The following is a 15890-nucleotide window of genomic DNA, read 5'->3' as shown; positions in this document are numbered from 1 at the left end:
CACAATAGACCCAAGAACCCAGGCAGAGGCAACCGGCGATCAGGCCTGACGCATGCACCCACTGAAGGACACAACCATGACCCTTGAAACCCTGGCTGCTCGCCTGGAGGCGCTGGAAAGCCGCGCGGCAATCGAATCGCTCATCTCCACATATGCCAATGCGTTCGATCGCATTGACCCCGTTCTGTTACGCACGATTTGGCATGCCGACGCGACCCTGGAACTGCCGGGTTTTGGCGAGGGTGCCGGCCCGGAGGGTGTTGTAGCGATGGCTGAAGAGAGCTGGCGAAAGATGCCCCACATGCACCATTGGATGTCCAACCCGCTGATCCATATCGAGGGGGGCGTAGCCACGGCAACCGTCGCGGCTGACTGCCTCTTTCATGACATCGAAAAAGGCCCGGTACAGGTCAGCGGCCTGTATCACGACCACTTCGAGCGCCGCGAAGGCCAATGGCGATTCACCGCGCGACGTTTCGAACTGCACTTCCTCACACCGCTGGAAAACTGGAAGCCCATTGCTGGTTCGGAAACGTTTGTCGGTATTTGAACGAGAAACCTGCTCGGGACTCATCCGCTGGCCGCCTGGCGGATAACGCGAGGCCCATCATCGATTGGTTGTATATGGAGACTGTCCATGTTCTGCAATGATGTTTCCAAACCTGACCCTCGCCGTTGGGCGTTGTTCGTGGTTCTGCTTGTCGGCGCGTTCCTACCACCGCTGGATTTTTTTATCGTCAATATTGCACTCCCGTCGATCCGTGAGGAGTTGGGTGCCTCGGCCTCTGCTGAACAGTTGGTCATTTCTTCGTATGCTGCGCTTTATGCCGTGACACTGATCACTGGCGGGCGGCTCGGGGACTTGTACGGGAGAGGCCGTATGTTTCTTCTCGGGCTGGTCGGCTTTGCGGCCGCATCGGTGCTTTGCGGCTTCGCAGGGTCGCCCTGGGTGTTGGTTGTCGGACGCGCCTTGCAGGGCGTGACGGCGGCCGTAATGGCGCCGCAGGCGCTCGCGTCGGTGCAGGCGATTTTCCCTGATTCGGAAAAGCCCCTTGCGCTCAGCCTCTATGGTGCTGTCTTCGGCTTGGCCGCTGTAATCGGGCAGGCCCTGGGCGGCATCCTGATTTCCCTTGATTTCATGGGGCTGGGGTGGCGAGCAATTTTCCTCGTCAACTTGCCGGTGGTGGCGCTGGTCGCGCTGTTTGGCATCCCCTTGTTGAAGGAGATGCGCGTGCGCCACGCAACCAGGCTGGACCTGGGCGGCATGGGCTTGTCGATAGCCTGCCTCGGTGCGCTCATTGTACCGCTGATCGTGGGCCGGGAAGCAGGTTGGCCGTGGTGGTCGTGGTTGTCTCTTCTTACTGTACCGATGCTTGGGCGCCTGTTCTGGCTTTACGAGGCTCGCCTGGACCGTTCGGGCGGCGTGCCTCTTATCGTCCCGGCTGCATTGACGGCACCGGGGCTTGGCCGCGCGCTGATAATCGCATTGCTGTTTTACTCGATCGCGGTCTTCTTTCTGTTGTTCTCAGTCTATCTGCAGCAGGCGCTGCACGTATCCGCGCTGAGCGCCGGCCTTGTGTTCCTGCCATTTGGTGCAGGGCTTCTGGTAGGACCACTGCTGACGCCGTGGGGGCGGCGCATGCTCGGCGCCTATATCAATCCGCTCGGCATGGCCTTGGAGTCCATCGGGTTACTTGGGCTGGTCTGGCTCATCGTCGCGACACCGGTCGGGGTGCAACTGGCACCGGTGATCCTTGGCGCCATTCTGTTCGTGATTGGCCTCGGACAAGGCCTGACGATGCCGACGTTGATGCGAATGGTCACCGGCCGCGTTGCGCCGGCCTATTCGGGCATGATTGCCGGCATTGTCAGTTCGACCCTGCAAGTCAGCACCGCCCTCAGCGTCGCTGTAATTGGCGGGGTGTTCTATACCATCCTCGGTCCGCGCACCGATCCGGCAGCGATCACCCAGGCATTTATCGCCGCGACCCTTTGCATTGTCTTTTGCCTGGTCACGGGTGCAGGGTTGGGCATTACCCTCGCTTGGCGATCCGTAGCCAATGCCTCTGTCCTGGGGGGCTTGAGCCCACCCCGGCAGTAATGGGGTGGGACAGTGAAAAAACGATAACGAAAGAGGACGACAGGAAGCAATTGCCCCGCTTAATAGGAAGCATTACTATTCACGCCCCGCCTCCCCAGTGCTCCCTTGATGACTCCCCAGCCGCCCCGCAGAACAGGCTTTTTCGAGCACTACGAAGAGTTGATCGGGACCTGGACGCGGCGCCTGAGAAACCGTCAGCAGGCCGAGGACCTGGCCCACGACACCTTTGTTCGGGTGCTTGAGGCCAAGCCTACTGCGGTTGAGCAACCTCGTGCCTACCTGCATCAAACGGCGCGCAATATCGCAGTTGACGCCTATCGTCGCGAAGACCGCCGGGAGGCGATGGCGTTGGAAGCCTTTGATCAGAGCCCGCCCCACGGTGGCGACCCGGAGCATTTCATGCACGCGATCCAGCTGGCGGACTCCATCGAGCGGGCCTTGGCCGAGTTGCCGCTGAACTGCCGCAAGATTTTCATCTGGCAGAAAATCGAGGGCCTGACCCAGCAGGAAATCGCCGAACGCCTGGGCCTGTCTAAAAACATGGTGGAAAAGTATATGATCCGCACCCTGCGGCATCTACGTGACCGCCTGGACGCGATGGCCCCATGACCAATGCCCGCTTTGAAACAGGACCTTCCATGATGGATACCCGTGAGTGTGCCTGCGGCAGTGCGGTGGCCCGCGATGAGGCAGCGCAATGGTTTGTGCGTGTGCAGGACAGCCCGTTGAGCGTCGAAGAACGCGAACGGTTTGATGCCTGGCGCGCCGAGCATGCCGCACACCAGTACGAATTTGAGGTGCTGCAAGGCTTGTGGAGCGCCACCGACCTGGTGCCCAAGGCACGCTTGCAGGCGTTGTGCGATTCCCCGGAACCGCGTGTGAAGCGCCGGCCAGTGCTGCGCTATGCGGTGGCGGCGAGCGTGCTGGCGGTGGCCCTGGGCCTTGGCTTGTTCAGTGGCCTGGATCATCCGGCGACGTATAACGCTGAATTCAGCACCGCGCTGGGGGAGCGCCGGCAGGTGGCGCTGCCCGACGGTTCACTGATGGATTTGAACAGCCGCAGTGTGGTGGCGGTGCACTACGTAAAAGGCCAGCGCGGCATCGAACTCAAGCAGGGCGAGGCGATGTTCAGTGTCGAGCACGACACCAGCCGGCCCTTTGTGGTGTCGGCCGGGGCAGGGCAGGTGACGGTCACCGGTACACGTTTCGACGTGCGCCGCGATGACGACCAGACCCGCGTGGTGGTCGAGGCCGGGACGGTGAAGGTGCAAGGGCGCGCACCCGATGAGATCGTGATGCTTACCGCTGGCCGGGGCACCCATGTGGATGCCCGGGGCCAGGTGGCGGCTGCCTACGCCGTCAACCCCGAAGAGCTCACGGCCTGGCGCACCGGCAAACTGGTGTTCAACAACGCCACCCTCGGCGAAGTGGCCCGTGAAGTCTCGCGTTACCGCGAGCAACCATTGCGGGTCAGCGCACCAGCGGTGAGCAACCTGCGCTTGACCAGCGTGTTCAAATCCAACGACACCGATGCCTTGCTCAAGGCCTTGCCGCACATTCTTCCGGTGGCCTTGCGCACCTTGCCCGACGGTAGCCAGGAAATAATTTCACGATAGATTCAGGTTTTTTCCGAGTTCTTCGTCTTCTTGTGCAACTGCAACTGGTTTGCATTAACAGCCGCACTCTCTTGCGATCACAGGACTCCGTTCGACGTGAAAAAACTCGCCGTGAAAAACAATAAATCATCCCGCTGGGCACCGCTTGCGCTGGCGCTGGCCGTCAGCGCCGCAGTGCCTGCGGCCTACGCTGACGACGCCATTCATATCCAGGCCCAGTCCCTGGGTTCGGCGTTGAGCCAGTTGGGTCAGCAGACGTCGCTGCAAGTGTTCTTCAGCCCCGACATGGTGGCCGGCAAACAAGCCCCGGCCGTCGACGGTAACCTGTCCCCGGAGCAAGCCCTGCGCCAATTGCTGCAAGGCAGCGGCCTGGATTATCAGATCGACGCTGGCTCCGTGACCCTGCGCCCGCTTGGCAAAGGCACCGGCGAAGCAGGTTCGCCGCTGGAGCTGGGTGCCACCGACATCAAGGTCGTCGGCGACTGGCTGGGCGACGCGAATGCCGAAGTGGTGCAGAACCACCCCGGCGCGCGCACCGTGGTCCGACGTGAGGCCATGGTGGAGCAGGGCGCGATGAGCGTCGGCGATGTGCTGCGGCGCATTCCCGGGGTGCAGGTGCAGGAAGCCAACGGTACCGGCGGCAGTGATATTTCCCTCAACGTCGGCGTGCGCGGCCTGACCTCGCGGCTGTCGCCACGCTCCACGGTGTTGATCGATGGCGTACCGGCGGCGTTTGCCCCCTACGGTCAGCCGCAGTTGTCGATGGCACCTATCTCCTCCGGCAACCTCGACAGCATCGACGTGGTCCGCGGCGCGGGCTCCGTGCGTTATGGGCCACAAAACGTCGGCGGTGTGATCAACTTCGTGACCCGCGCCATTCCGGAAAAATTCTCCGGTGAGGTCGGCACCACCCTGGAAACGGCGGCCCACGGCGGCTGGAAGCACATCGAAAACGCCTTCATCGGCGGCACCGCTGACAACGGTATCGGCGCGGCGTTGCTGTATTCCGGGACCAAGGGTGATGGTTACCGCGACCGCAACAACTCCAACGACATCGACGACGTGATCTTCAAGACCCACTGGGCACCGACCGACCAAGACGATTTCTCGCTGAATTTCCACTACTACGACGCCAGCGCCGACATGCCCGGCGGCCTGACCCAGAAGCAGTACGACGCCAACCCGTATCAATCGGTGCGTGACTGGGACAACTTCAGCGGTCGGCGCAAGGATATGTCCTTCAAGTACGTCCGGCAGATCGACGACCGTACCCAGGCTGAAGTGCTGACGTATTACTCCGACAGTTTCCGCGGCAGCAACATCGCCAACCGCGACCTGAAAACCCTGGGTTCCTACCCGCGCACCTACTACACCTTCGGCATCGAGCCGCGGGTGTCCCATGTGTTTGATTTGGGGCCGAGTACCCAGGAAGTCAGCGTCGGTTATCGCTACCTCAAGGAAGGCATGCACGAGCAAGCCACCAGCCTGGCGCTGGTCAATAACGTGCCGACGCCGGTGGGCCAGAATGACGGCCACGTTTACCAGGACCGTACCGGTGGTACCGAGGCCAACTCGTTCTATATCGATAACAAGATTGATATCGGCAAATGGACCGTTACCCCGGGCATACGCTTTGAGCAGATCCGTACCGAATGGCACGACCGTCCGGTAGTCGCCCTGAATGGCACCAGGGTCCAGGAGAAGCGTCGCGAGATCCACAACAACGAACCGCTGCCGGCCCTGAGCGTGATGTACCACGTCTCCGATGCCTGGAAACTGTTTGCCAACTACGAAACGTCCTTCGGCAGCCTGCAGTACTTCCAACTGGGCCAGGGCGGTAACGGCGACCAGACCGCGAACGGTCTGAACCCGGAAAAAGCCAAGACCTACGAAATCGGTACCCGTTACAACGACAACGTCTGGGGCGGTGAAGTGACGTTGTTCTACATCGACTTCTCGGACGAGCTGCAATACGTCAGCAACGATGTGGGCTGGACCAACCTCGGCGCTACCAAGCACGAAGGTATCGAAGCGTCGGCCCATTACGACCTGTCGAACCTGGACCCACGCCTCGATGGCCTGACCGCCAACGCCGGCTTCACCTACACCAAGGCCACCTCCGAAGGCGACGTTGCCTTCAAGGGTCGCGACTTGCCGCTGTACTCCCGTGAAGTGGCTACCCTGGGGCTGCGTTACGACGTCAACCACTGGACCCATAACCTGGACGTCTACGCCCAATCTGGTCAGCGTGCGCCGGGCACTGGCACCACCTATATCACCCAGCCGACCGCTGACGGCCAGTACGGGGATATTCCCGGTTACGTCTCGGTCAACGTGCGCAGCGGTTATGACTTCGGTGCGCGTCTGTCGAACCTGAAGCTGGGCGCCGGGGTTAAAAACCTGTTCAACCAGGAGCACTACACGCGCTCCAGCGACAACAACTCCGGGATCTACCTGGGCCAGCCGCGCACGTTCTTTGTGCAGGCCAGCGTGGGGTTTTGACTCGCAGTTGATTTAAGCGGTCGCAGCCTGCTCCGGCATTGCCGGCACGGGCTGTGACCTTTCCTCGCTTTCACAGGAACTGAATCCGACCGTTCGGCCACACAGGTTTGCCCACTTTTCATACAGTACCTGGACGATCATTTCGTCGTGGTGCTCTGGAGGATGAGGCGCTCCCTGAAACCAGCCGCACAGGAGATGCCTATGTCGGTATCCATGTCCAATCAGACCACCGCCTCAATTCACAACAACCCTGCGCCCCCGTGCCGACCCTGTATCGTTAAACCGCCAAAGCCGGACCCGGGAGCATGCCGGCCAGGCATCGGCAAGCCACCGAGGCCGGATCCAGAGCCGTGCCGACCAGGTATCGGCAGGCCGCCAAAGCCAGATCCAGAGGCATGCCGGCCAGGCATCGGCAAGCCACCGAGGCCGGATCCAGAGCCGTGCCGACCAGGTATCGGCAGGCCGCCAAAGCCAGACCCAGAGGCATGCCGGCCAGGCATCGGCAAGCCACCGAGGCCTGATCCAGAACCGTGCCGGCCAGGTATCGGCAGGCCGCCAAAGCCAGACCCAGAGGCATGCCGGCCAGGCATCGGCAAGCCACCGAGGCCTGATCCAGAACCGTGCCGGCCAGGTATCGGCAGGCCGCCAAAGCCAGATCCAGAGCCGTGCCGGCCATGTACCGGTACACCGCCGAAGCCGGATCCTGGGTATTGCGGGCCAGCTTTTGGAAGGCCGGATCCGGAGTACGACAGACAGCTTGCCCAACGGATGCTTGAGAATTTCAATCCGTTGAAGGGGGGATTCTTCAGCCGCTCGATAAAAATTGATGATCTGAATCGATTGGCTGCCATGCCGCTGACGGGCCGCCCGCAGACGGACTTACTCATTCAGCTTGCGAAGGAAGTCACCCGCAACTCTCATCTGCTCAACCAAATGGACACCATGGGTGGTCGTCCCGACGATGGCAGGATCCACAAGGACGCGCTGCGCTGGTTGTCTCGCTAACCCCGTCATGACCTGATCACGCCGCGAATACTTCGTGGCGCGATTTCCCGCGTTGATCAATGCGCTGTATTTCCACTCCAGGCCAGGTCTTAGACATGACGTCAACGTCGTTTGGGTCACGAAATTCCGGCTCCCAATCGGCCTGCATTCCGCCGGTTGATGCTTCGCCGCAAGGTAAAAGTCGTGAGCAGGGTGCGGAGGCCCGGCGAGTGAAGTGTTTCACCGGGCAGCACAAGTTCCAGGCGCCGGCAGCCGACGACTTCATCAAAGGTATGTTGCCCAATGGGCAGTTGCCTGCCGCTGACCATTCGGTGTTACGCCAGTTTTGCGCAGCGATGGGGTCTATGGTCGGCATGATCAAAGGCCTTTGGCAGGCGACGAAACCGGCCTCACGGAAAGCCAACTGATTTTCGCTTTTTACATGTTGTCATTGGAACACTTCGCTACCGAGGAACCATTGCCTGCGGGACACCACACACCTTTGGCTTGTTAGTTGCGCGAGCGATACGGCCGTTACCGGGGTGATGTCCAGGCAAGCGTGGATCTAAAATTGGTGGAGATGAATCATGAGAATTGATCGCGGATCAGGCTATCTGCAGCCCGGTGGTACAGGTCCATTTGACGTGGTACCGGATGAGGGCGTGCGTGCCGTTCAGGTGGCTTCAAGTGAACCTCGTGATGCTGGCCGGCAAGCCAATCATCAACCAGGTGCTGCGGCTGTTCGGTCTTCCGGCTATAGGCCGCCTTTGCGGGGGGAAAATCACTGGGGGAGTTTACTGAACCATCTGCCGCTCCAGAACGATGCTGCCAATCACTCCCGTCGGCCTAATCCCTACATTAATTTCCCGGACGGTGATCTGGTGAAAGCCGTGAACATTCAATTCCCCATGCTGAAAAAACTCAATGAGAAGTGACGGGCTGATGTTGTCTTCACTCCAGCAAATCGCCGGCAAAAAGCTCGGCGTGAGCCAAGAAGCCGATAGCGCCATCCTGCTGGCCAAGGCACTTGTCCAGCGCCCGCGCTTGATCGATGCGATTACCGATCAAGACGGTTACATCACCCGGGAAAGCCTTTCGAAGGCCGAAAATGTGGTGTTCGGCAACAGCGATCCAAGCGCCTTCAGCCCGGACCCTTTCCACGCCAAGAGCAATGCCGAACTCGTCCAGGTATTCAAGGCAATGTTTACCGAGTTGCGTGACAGGTCCCAGGACCGCAAGGGGTTCTTTGAGCAGATCGGCTACGTCAACATCGAGTTGCTGGTTGCCATGAGCAAGGACCCGGACGAACTCGACAGCCAGGGTGAACCTCTCCTGGACCCAACCACCGGGCTGGCGCGGAAAAAATACGATGAACAGCAGGTGTACATGGCGAAGAATATTGTGGATCGGCCCGGGTTATTGCAGTCCCTGGAAAACGCCCACAGCGGCGGTCGGCGTATTTTTGGCAGCTATCACCAAGAGGGTTGGCTGAGTAATAAAACCCTTGATCGCTGGCTCGAGCACAACAAAACCCGATAGCCCGGGTAACGCCTCAACGAATGAGGCGTTACGGGGTTGCCCGTCATACCCGCAGTATTTTCCCGCTGATCGCCACGCCGATCAGCAGCACGGCAATCAGCACAAACGCCGTGCTCAGGCTGCTTCCGTGAGCGATAAAGCCGATCACCGCAGGGCCGGCGAGAATGCCGGTGTAACCCAGGGTGGTGATGGCAGGCACGGCAATGTGTTCCGGCATGACGGTTTGCTTGCCGACGGCGGTGTACAGCACCGGGACGATGTTCGAACACCCGGCGCCGACCAGCGCATACCCCAGCAGGGCGGTTTCCCACGCCGGGAATAGCGTCGCCAGCAGCATGCCGGCCGCCGCGAGGGCGCCGCCGAATACAATCACCCGGCTTGCGCCCAGGCGGCGAACAATCCTGTCGCCGGTGAGGCGGCCGACGGTCATGGTCAAGGCAAAGGCTGCATAGCCGAGGCCCGCATAGGCTTCGTCAAGGCCGCGCTCGGCGCTCAGGAAGACCGCGCTCCAGTCCAGCACGGCGCCTTCGGCGAGAAACACGATGCAGCACAGGCAGCCGATAAACAGCACCACGCCGTGGGGTATGGCAAAGGCCGGCCCGGAGCTTTCACTGCCGTAAGGCAGCAAGTGCGGTCCGGCCTTGAGCAAGGCCACCGCGATGACGACGATGACGGCGAGGGTGGCCTGCAATGGCGACAAGCCCAACCCCAGCAACCCGCTGACACCCGCCGCGCCGACAATCCCGCCCAGGCTGAACAGCCCGTGGAAGCCCGACATCATGGTCTTGCCGCTGGCCCGTTCGACCATCACCGCTTGCAGGTTGACCGTGGAGTCCACCGTGCCGAGGCCGGCACCAAACACGAACAGCGCGGCCATCAACAGCGGAATCGAAGTGACCGTTGCCAGCATCGGCAGGCCCAGGCAAATCAGGATCGTCCCGCCAGTGGCCACTCGGCGGATGCCGTAGCGCGAGGCCAGGGCACCCGCGACCGGCATCGCGATCATCGATCCCACGCCGAGGCACAGCAGCAACAGGCCGAGGGTGCCCTCATTGAGTTGGGCGCGGGCTTTGGCATAAGGCACCAGCGGTGCCCAGGCGGCGATGCCGAAACCTGCGATAAAAAACGCGATACGGGTCGACATTTGTTCCAGCCGCCCGGGTACCACGGGCGCTGGGGTGCTGATGGCGGTCATGAAAAATCCTTGGTTTTGCGTTCAACGAACGATGTGCAGCGCAACATCCTTGCACATCAGGCCGTATCGAGCGAGCCGGGTTCCTTGGGTGTACCTGAACACGGGGCAACAATTTTTTCTGGATCATGGAACGCGATCGGCCTTTGCAACCACTATCAGCCTGTAGGACGAGTAATCGCCTGCTGTGCGAGGTGGTCTGGAAGGTGCGTAATCCCCGCGAGAACTGGCGAACCCCGGGATTCTTGCGGTGGATTACCACCTTCCAGGCCGATCCTCTCACTTCAGCAGCCGGGCCAACTCGGGATCCCGCACCTGCAACACTTCAAACAAGCCCAGGGCTTGCAACGCGGGGAGGGCCTGCAGCATGTCCTGTTCGGCCACTAATCGCTGTTCACCCGGGGTGGCCGGATCACACCAGGTTCTGGCATTCGCAAGGAATGCCCCCACCGTGCCTTTGCGCACTGTCACGCCATTGAACTGGCCTTGGTCGAGATGATCGGGAAGCAGGTCTTCTGCACGCATGACGCAGTCCTCAATGAATGAATCCGCAGTCTAGGCGTACACATATGGCTACACTGCCTTATCCGGGCCATTCAATACGGTAAAGCTGCCATATGCTGCCAACCTTCGTTTCATCTCAACTCGCCAACGCAATCGGCGGTCCCTTGCTGGTGGCAACGTTGCGGAGCAGCCCCGTCGAACGCACCACTGCGCCCCATCAGCATGCCCGGGGGCAATTGATCGGGGCCCAGCGCGGGTTGCTCTCGGTGCAGGCGGCGCACCAGCATTGGGTGGTGCCGGCCACTCACGCTGTGTGGATTGCCCCCGGTTGCTCCCACGCCTTGCGTTCCCACGGGCCGTTTGATGGCTGGAGTGTGTATGTCGACCCTCAGGCGTGTGCCGGTCTGCCGCAACAGACCTGCGTCATCGCCACGTCGTCCTTGTTACTCGAGGCTGTCAGGCGCGCGGCAACCTGGAGCCAGACGGTGCTCGAGCCGACACAGGCCCGGATTGCCCAGGTGATCCTTGATGAAATCGCCGGCTTGCCCCAGGAGCCATTCGGCTTGCCGCTGCCCCAGGACCCACGCCTGCTGCGCATCGCCCAGGCGCTGGCCGACAACCCCGACGACAACCGCCTGCTGGAACAATGGGCGCAGTGGGCCGGAGTCTCTGCGCGCACACTGGCCCGGCGGTTTGTCGCCGAGACCGGGTTCACCTTCAGCCAATGGCGCCAGCGTGCGCGGTTGTTACGCGCGTTGGAGTTGCTGGCGGCGCATGCACCGGTCACTCGGGTTGCGCTGGACCTGGGTTATGAAAACGTCAGTGCCTTTATTGCCATGTTCCGACGCACGTTCGGGACGACGCCGGGGCGGTACTTCATGGATGGCGCAACCGACTACGGGCATAAACCGCCACAATCACGAAACAGCCCATAGGTAATAAATAAGCCAGCGCCACCGTGCTGTTATCCGCGATCTTGCCCATCAAGTAGGGCATCAGGGCACCGCCGACAATCGCCATGATCATGAATGAACTGCCGCGCTTGGTATGCGGCCCGAGGTTTTTCACGCCCATGGCGAACAGCGTCGGGAACATGATCGACATGAAGAAGAACACCGCAATCAGCGCGATCACCGAGATGCCTTCGAGGCCAATCGCTACCAGCGCGCACAATGCGATATTGATCAGCGCATAAATCAGCAGCAGCTTCTGCGCGCTGACCCGTCCCATCAACCAGGTGCTGAAAAAGCGCCCGAACATGAAGGCCAGCATCGCGATCGACAGCAGGTAAGCCGCTTGCTGATTGCCCATCTGTGCCCAGTGCTCGGTGACGTAGTTGATAAAAAATGCACCGACCCCGACCTGGGCCGCCACGTAGAAAAACTGCGTGATCACCCCACCGACGAATTCCGGATATTGCCACAGCCCTTTGCCAGTCTCCGGTTGCAGTGCCTGCTCCTGGGCGCGCAAGTCCGGCAGCGGTGTGCGGGCGATCAACAGCGCCACCAGCAACACCAGAACGGCGATCACCACGTAGGTGGTTTGCAGCGAACTCATGTCCGACGCAGGCGTATTGCCGGCGCTGAAAAACATTGCGCCACCAATCAGCGGCCCGAAGAACTGACCAAGGCCGTTGAACGATTGCGCCAGGTTCAACCGCCGCTCGGCGCCCTGGGGCTCGCCCAGCACCGTGGCGTACGGGTTGGCAGCGGTCTCAAGGCAGCCCAGGCCGCAGGCGATGACGAACAGCGCGAACAGGAAGAACGGAAAACTCGCCGCCGCTGCCGCTGGCATGAACAGCAACGCGCCCGCTGCATAGAGGCACAAGCCCAGCAGGATCCCGGCCTTGTAGCCGTGGCGGTCCATCAGTAATCCGGCCGGCAGGGCGATCAGGAAATAGGCGCCGAAATACGCGCTTTGCAACAGCCCGGACTGGGCCTTACTGACGTGCAGCACTTCCTGGAAATGCTTGTTCAGTACGTCCAGCAAACCGTAGGACAAGCCCCACAGGAAGAACAGACTGGTCACCAACATCAGCGCCCAGCGATAGGTCGGCACGGCACGGGTGCCTGCCAGGTGTGTGTCTTTGCTTAACATGACGCTTCTCCTGTTGTTTTTATGGGATCAAGGCGTGCGATGCGGCGGGTACTAGGGTTGGTCGGTGAGGCTGAAAACCTGCGTCAGCGGCTGCCATTTGCCGCCAGGATCAGTCCATGGCGTGGGCGCCTGGAAACGCCACATCAGGGTTTCCCAGGCTTGCACTTCAGGGTTGGCGCGTGCGGCGTGGTCCAGCCCTTCGAAGCTGAAACCGGCCGCAGTGTCCATGACCATGAACAGCCGCGTGCCCAGGCGCCAGATCTGCATCTCTACGATGTGCTGGCTGCGCAGATGTTCGGCCACGGCGGGCCAGATGCGTTGATGCAACTGCTGGTACTCGTCGATCAATGCCGCATCGTCGACCAGGTCCAGGGCCAGGCAGTAACGTTGGCCGCTCATGTCAGCGCTCGGTCCAGATGGGTGTAGCCACCGTCCACCACCAGCCATTGCCCGGTGGTGTGGGAGGCGCGGGGTGAGAGCAGGAACAACACGCTGTCGGCAATTTCCTCGGGGGTGGTCATCCGTTTGCCCAAGGGGATTTTTTCGACGATGGCGGCGAGCTTGGCCTCGGGGTTGTCGAAGCCATCGATCCAGCGCTGGTACAACGGTGTCAGCACCTCGGCAGGCACCACCGCATTGACCCGGATGCCGAACTTCAGCAAGGAGGCTGCCCATTCCCGAGTCAGGGACAGCTGCGCTCCTTTGGCGGCGGTATAACCGCTGGTGCCACCCTGGCCGGTGAGGGCCGTCTTGGAGCTGATATTCACGATCGCCCCGCGACTGGCCTTGAGGGCGTCGAGGCACAGGTGGGTCATGAGGTAGTAGTGAATCAAGTTTTTTTCCAGGGATTCGACAAAGGCAGCACGGCCGGCGTCCAGCCCCACACCGTCATTGACCCCGGCATTGTTCACCAGACCGTCGATGCGCCCGAAGCGTTGCAACACTTCGTTGACGGCCGCGCGGCAGGCGTCTTCATCGCGCAACTCGACGCGGATGAAGTGGCTTTGGCCTTGCTGTTCCAGCTCGGCCGCGAACGCTGGCGACAACGGTTGATGACCGAAAATCACCGGGATCGCGCCTTCGGCAATCAGCCCCATGGAGATGGCGGCGCCAATCCCCGAGCCGCCGCCGGTGACGATGATCACGCGTTCCTGCAAATGCAAATTCATGGGCAGTTTCCTTCAAGGTGATAGACCCGCTGGGCGGTGCCGCCCCAGATCGCCTGCTGTTCATTGGGCGACAGCTGGCCGAGGGTCTGTTGCAGCAATTGGCAGGTGCCCTGGTATTCGCCTGCCAGCAGGCACACCGGCCAGTCCGAGCCGAACATCAAGCGCTCGGCGCCGAACAGTTCCAATGCCAGTTCGATATAAGGGCGCAATGCCTGCGCGTTGCGTTGATCGGGCCCGGCTTCGGTGAGCAGGCCCGACAGCTTGCAACTGACGTGGGGCAGGGCGGCCAGGGGCGCCAGGTGTTCTGCCCAACCGGCCGGGCCGTTGGCGATGTCGGGCTTGCCCAGGTGATCCAGCACCAGATGATGCTGGTCGTGGCGTTGGCACATGGCGGTGGCGGCATCGAGGTCGGCGCAGCGGATCAGCACCTCATAGACGTAGCCTTGTTGTTGCAGGTGACGCAGGCCGCGGGCGAATCCCAGGTCAGCCATGAAACTGGCGGGTGTAGGTTCGTCCTGAATCTGATGCCGAAAGCCCTTGAGTTTCGGTGCGTCGCGCCACTGTTCCAGGTGTTGTTCCAGGGTTGGGTCGCACAGGTCGACCCAGCCGACGACGCCGAGTATCCACGGGTGCTGCCGCGCCATATCCAGCAGCGCGTCGGTTTCCTGCTCACCCGCGCGGGCCTGCACCGCAATGCAGCCGTCCAGTTCGGCAACGTCGAGTAACGGCCGTAGATCCTGTGGGAGAAAGTCCCGCCGCAGGTCAGCCTCAGCCGCACCGATCCACGGATAATCAGCGGCCCGGTAGCGCCAGAAATGCTGGTGCGCATCGAGCCTCAGAGGTGATGGGGACGACATTATTATTGTGCTCCGTCCAATCAAATGTGTGCTTCAGGTCACGGCCGGTGGCGGAATTGCTCCCGGGACGCGGCTTTCATCTGGATCGAGAAACCCGGTGCCTTGGGCGGCAGATAAGCCGCATCGCGCACCACACACGGTTCCTCGAAATGCTCGTGCAAATGGTCGACATACTCGATCACCCGGCCTTCATGAGTGCCGGCGATGCACAGGTAATCGATCATCGACAAATGCTGCACGTACTCGCAAAGCCCTACACCGCCAGCATGGGGGCAAACCGGCAGGCCATATTTGGCCGCCATCAGCATCACTGCCAGCACCTCGTTGACCCCACCCAGGCGGCAGGCGTCAATCTGCACCACGTCGATGGCTTCGCGCATGATCAATTGCTTGAAGATGATCCGGTTCTGGCACATCTCGCCGGTGGCGACTTTGACCGGTGCCACACCCAGGCGAATCCTGCGATGGCCTTCGATATCGTCGGGGCTGGTGGGCTCCTCGATAAACCACGGCCTGGCAAACGCCAATTCGCGCACCCAATCAATGGCGGTGTCGACTTCCCACACCTGGTTGGCATCGATCATCAATTGGCGGTCCGGCCCCAGCACTTCGCGGGCGATGCGCACGCGGCGCAGGTCGTCCTGCAAGTCGTGGCCGACCTTGAGCTTGACGTGATTGAACCCGGCATCCACTGCTTCCTGGCACAGCCTGCGCAGCTTTTCGTCGCCATAACCGAGCCAACCGGCCGAGGTGGTGTAGCAGGGGTAGCCATTGGCTTGCAGGTCGGCCATGCGTTCGGCCTTGCCCTCGGCGCGTTGGCGCAGCAAGGCCAGGGCTTCGCTGGAGGTGATGCAGTCGGTGATGTAGCGGAAGTCGATGCACCGCACCAACTGTTCCGGGCTCATGTCGGCCACCAGGCGCCACAGGGGTTTGCCTTCGGCCTTGGCCCACAAATCCCACGCGGCGTTGACGATCGCGCCGGTGGCCAGGTGGATGGCGCCCTTGTCCGGGCCAATCCAGCGCAACTGGCTGTCGCTGGTGACATGGCGCCAGAAACGGCCCATGTCTTCGGCGATCCATTCCAGGGTCAAGCCCACCAGCAGCGGCTGCATGGCCTGGATTGCTGCGCAGCAAATCTCGTTGCCACGGCCGATGGTGAAGGTCAGGCCATGGCCTTCAAGGGCCGGGTTGTCGGTCTGCAAAATCACATAGGCAGCCGAGTAGTCCGGGTCCGGGTTCATGGCGTCGGAACCGTCCAGGGACTGGGACGTAGGAAAGCGGATATCTTCGACGCGAATCGCGGTAATGGTGGTCATGAACGGCTCCTTG

Annotated in this window: 18 protein-coding genes; 10 read left to right on the top strand and 8 right to left on the bottom strand. The window is 61.4% G+C overall.

The window, feature by feature from the left end:
• The first annotated feature begins 76 nt into the window (after positions 1 to 76).
• The 5 genes from HBJ59_RS09740 (at position 77) to HBJ59_RS09720 (ending at position 6219) form a co-directional block, all read left to right on the top strand.
• The gene (locus tag HBJ59_RS09740; protein ID WP_167663400.1) at positions 77 to 550 is read left to right on the top strand and encodes a nuclear transport factor 2 family protein; all 474 of its coding nucleotides are present in this window, start codon (positions 77 to 79) and stop codon (positions 548 to 550) included.
• An 87-nt stretch (positions 551 to 637) separates the two neighbouring features.
• Positions 638 to 2101: an MFS transporter gene (locus HBJ59_RS09735; protein WP_167663399.1), complete on the top strand. Its 1464-nt coding sequence runs from the start codon at positions 638 to 640 to the stop codon at positions 2099 to 2101.
• Between the two features lie 108 nt (positions 2102 to 2209).
• Complete coding sequence (locus HBJ59_RS09730; RefSeq protein WP_076016721.1) at positions 2210 to 2710, top strand: sigma-70 family RNA polymerase sigma factor; 501 nt, start codon at positions 2210 to 2212, stop codon at positions 2708 to 2710.
• 32 nt (positions 2711 to 2742) lie between these two features.
• The gene (locus tag HBJ59_RS09725; RefSeq protein WP_167663454.1) at positions 2743 to 3717 is read left to right on the top strand and encodes a FecR family protein; all 975 of its coding nucleotides are present in this window, start codon (positions 2743 to 2745) and stop codon (positions 3715 to 3717) included.
• Between the two features lie 96 nt (positions 3718 to 3813).
• Positions 3814 to 6219 (top strand): TonB-dependent receptor, encoded by a 2406-nt coding sequence (locus tag HBJ59_RS09720; protein ID WP_167663398.1) that lies wholly within the window; start codon positions 3814 to 3816, stop codon positions 6217 to 6219.
• A 277-nt stretch (positions 6220 to 6496) separates the two neighbouring features.
• Here HBJ59_RS09720 and HBJ59_RS09715 read toward each other — a convergent pair whose 3' ends face one another.
• Positions 6497 to 6895 carry a hypothetical protein gene (locus HBJ59_RS09715; protein ID WP_167663397.1) on the bottom strand — a complete coding sequence of 133 codons (399 nt, stop codon included), beginning with the start codon at positions 6893 to 6895 and terminating at the stop codon, positions 6497 to 6499.
• 92 nt (positions 6896 to 6987) lie between these two features.
• On the opposite strand from HBJ59_RS09715, the gene HBJ59_RS09710 reads away from it, so the two are divergent.
• The 4 genes from HBJ59_RS09710 to HBJ59_RS09695 all read left to right on the top strand — a co-directional run bounded on the left by HBJ59_RS09710 (position 6988) and on the right by HBJ59_RS09695 (position 8742).
• Positions 6988 to 7224, top strand: a complete 237-nt coding sequence (locus tag HBJ59_RS09710; RefSeq protein WP_167663396.1) for a hypothetical protein — start codon at positions 6988 to 6990, stop codon at positions 7222 to 7224.
• A gap of 95 nt (positions 7225 to 7319) precedes the next feature.
• Complete coding sequence (locus HBJ59_RS31460; protein WP_256670795.1) at positions 7320 to 7631, top strand: hypothetical protein; 312 nt, start codon at positions 7320 to 7322, stop codon at positions 7629 to 7631.
• 159 nt (positions 7632 to 7790) lie between these two features.
• Positions 7791 to 8138: a hypothetical protein gene (locus HBJ59_RS09700; RefSeq protein ID WP_167663395.1), complete on the top strand. Its 348-nt coding sequence runs from the start codon at positions 7791 to 7793 to the stop codon at positions 8136 to 8138.
• Between the two features lie 7 nt (positions 8139 to 8145).
• Positions 8146 to 8742, top strand: coding sequence for a type III secretion effector protein (locus tag HBJ59_RS09695; protein ID WP_256670794.1), 597 nt, complete (start codon positions 8146 to 8148; stop codon positions 8740 to 8742).
• Positions 8743 to 8785: 43 nt separating this feature from the next.
• On the opposite strand, the gene HBJ59_RS09690 is transcribed toward HBJ59_RS09695, so the two are convergent.
• Positions 8786 to 9937 carry an MFS transporter gene (locus HBJ59_RS09690; protein WP_167663393.1) on the bottom strand — a complete coding sequence of 384 codons (1152 nt, stop codon included), beginning with the start codon at positions 9935 to 9937 and terminating at the stop codon, positions 8786 to 8788.
• A 276-nt stretch (positions 9938 to 10213) separates the two neighbouring features.
• Complete coding sequence (locus HBJ59_RS09685) at positions 10214 to 10459, bottom strand: hypothetical protein (RefSeq protein ID WP_076016727.1); 246 nt, start codon at positions 10457 to 10459, stop codon at positions 10214 to 10216.
• A 92-nt stretch (positions 10460 to 10551) separates the two neighbouring features.
• Here HBJ59_RS09685 and HBJ59_RS09680 point away from each other — a divergent pair, with 92 nt between their 5' ends.
• Positions 10552 to 11373 carry a helix-turn-helix domain-containing protein gene (locus tag HBJ59_RS09680; protein ID WP_167663392.1) on the top strand — a complete coding sequence of 274 codons (822 nt, stop codon included), beginning with the start codon at positions 10552 to 10554 and terminating at the stop codon, positions 11371 to 11373.
• Here the strand turns inward: HBJ59_RS09680 and HBJ59_RS09675 are convergent.
• From HBJ59_RS09675 to HBJ59_RS09655, 5 genes are read right to left on the bottom strand one after another with little or no spacing between them, the layout of a single operon-like run.
• Positions 11315 to 12535, bottom strand: coding sequence for a sugar MFS transporter (locus tag HBJ59_RS09675; RefSeq protein ID WP_167663391.1), 1221 nt, complete (start codon positions 12533 to 12535; stop codon positions 11315 to 11317). The genes HBJ59_RS09680 and HBJ59_RS09675 overlap by 59 nt on opposite strands.
• A 51-nt stretch (positions 12536 to 12586) precedes the next feature.
• Positions 12587 to 12934, bottom strand: coding sequence for an L-rhamnose mutarotase (locus HBJ59_RS09670; RefSeq protein ID WP_167663390.1), 348 nt, complete (start codon positions 12932 to 12934; stop codon positions 12587 to 12589).
• Complete coding sequence (locus HBJ59_RS09665) at positions 12931 to 13704, bottom strand: SDR family oxidoreductase (protein WP_167663389.1); 774 nt, start codon at positions 13702 to 13704, stop codon at positions 12931 to 12933. Before HBJ59_RS09665 ends, HBJ59_RS09670 begins: the two co-directional genes overlap by 4 nt.
• On the bottom strand, positions 13701 to 14561 hold the full coding sequence (locus HBJ59_RS09660) for an amidohydrolase (protein WP_167663388.1): 861 nt from the start codon (positions 14559 to 14561) through the stop codon (positions 13701 to 13703). Before HBJ59_RS09660 ends, HBJ59_RS09665 begins: the two co-directional genes overlap by 4 nt.
• 38 nt (positions 14562 to 14599) lie before the next feature.
• Positions 14600 to 15877: an L-fuconate dehydratase gene (locus HBJ59_RS09655; RefSeq protein ID WP_167663387.1), complete on the bottom strand. Its 1278-nt coding sequence runs from the start codon at positions 15875 to 15877 to the stop codon at positions 14600 to 14602.
• Positions 15878 to 15890: the final 13 nt, after the last annotated feature.

The sequence above is a fragment of the Pseudomonas sp. AN3A02 genome (assembly GCF_011765255.1).
Taxonomy (GTDB): domain Bacteria; phylum Pseudomonadota; class Gammaproteobacteria; order Pseudomonadales; family Pseudomonadaceae; genus Aquipseudomonas.
The sequence above is the reverse complement of the archived record's forward strand: the minus strand, read 5'-3'. Positions and strand labels throughout refer to the sequence as shown.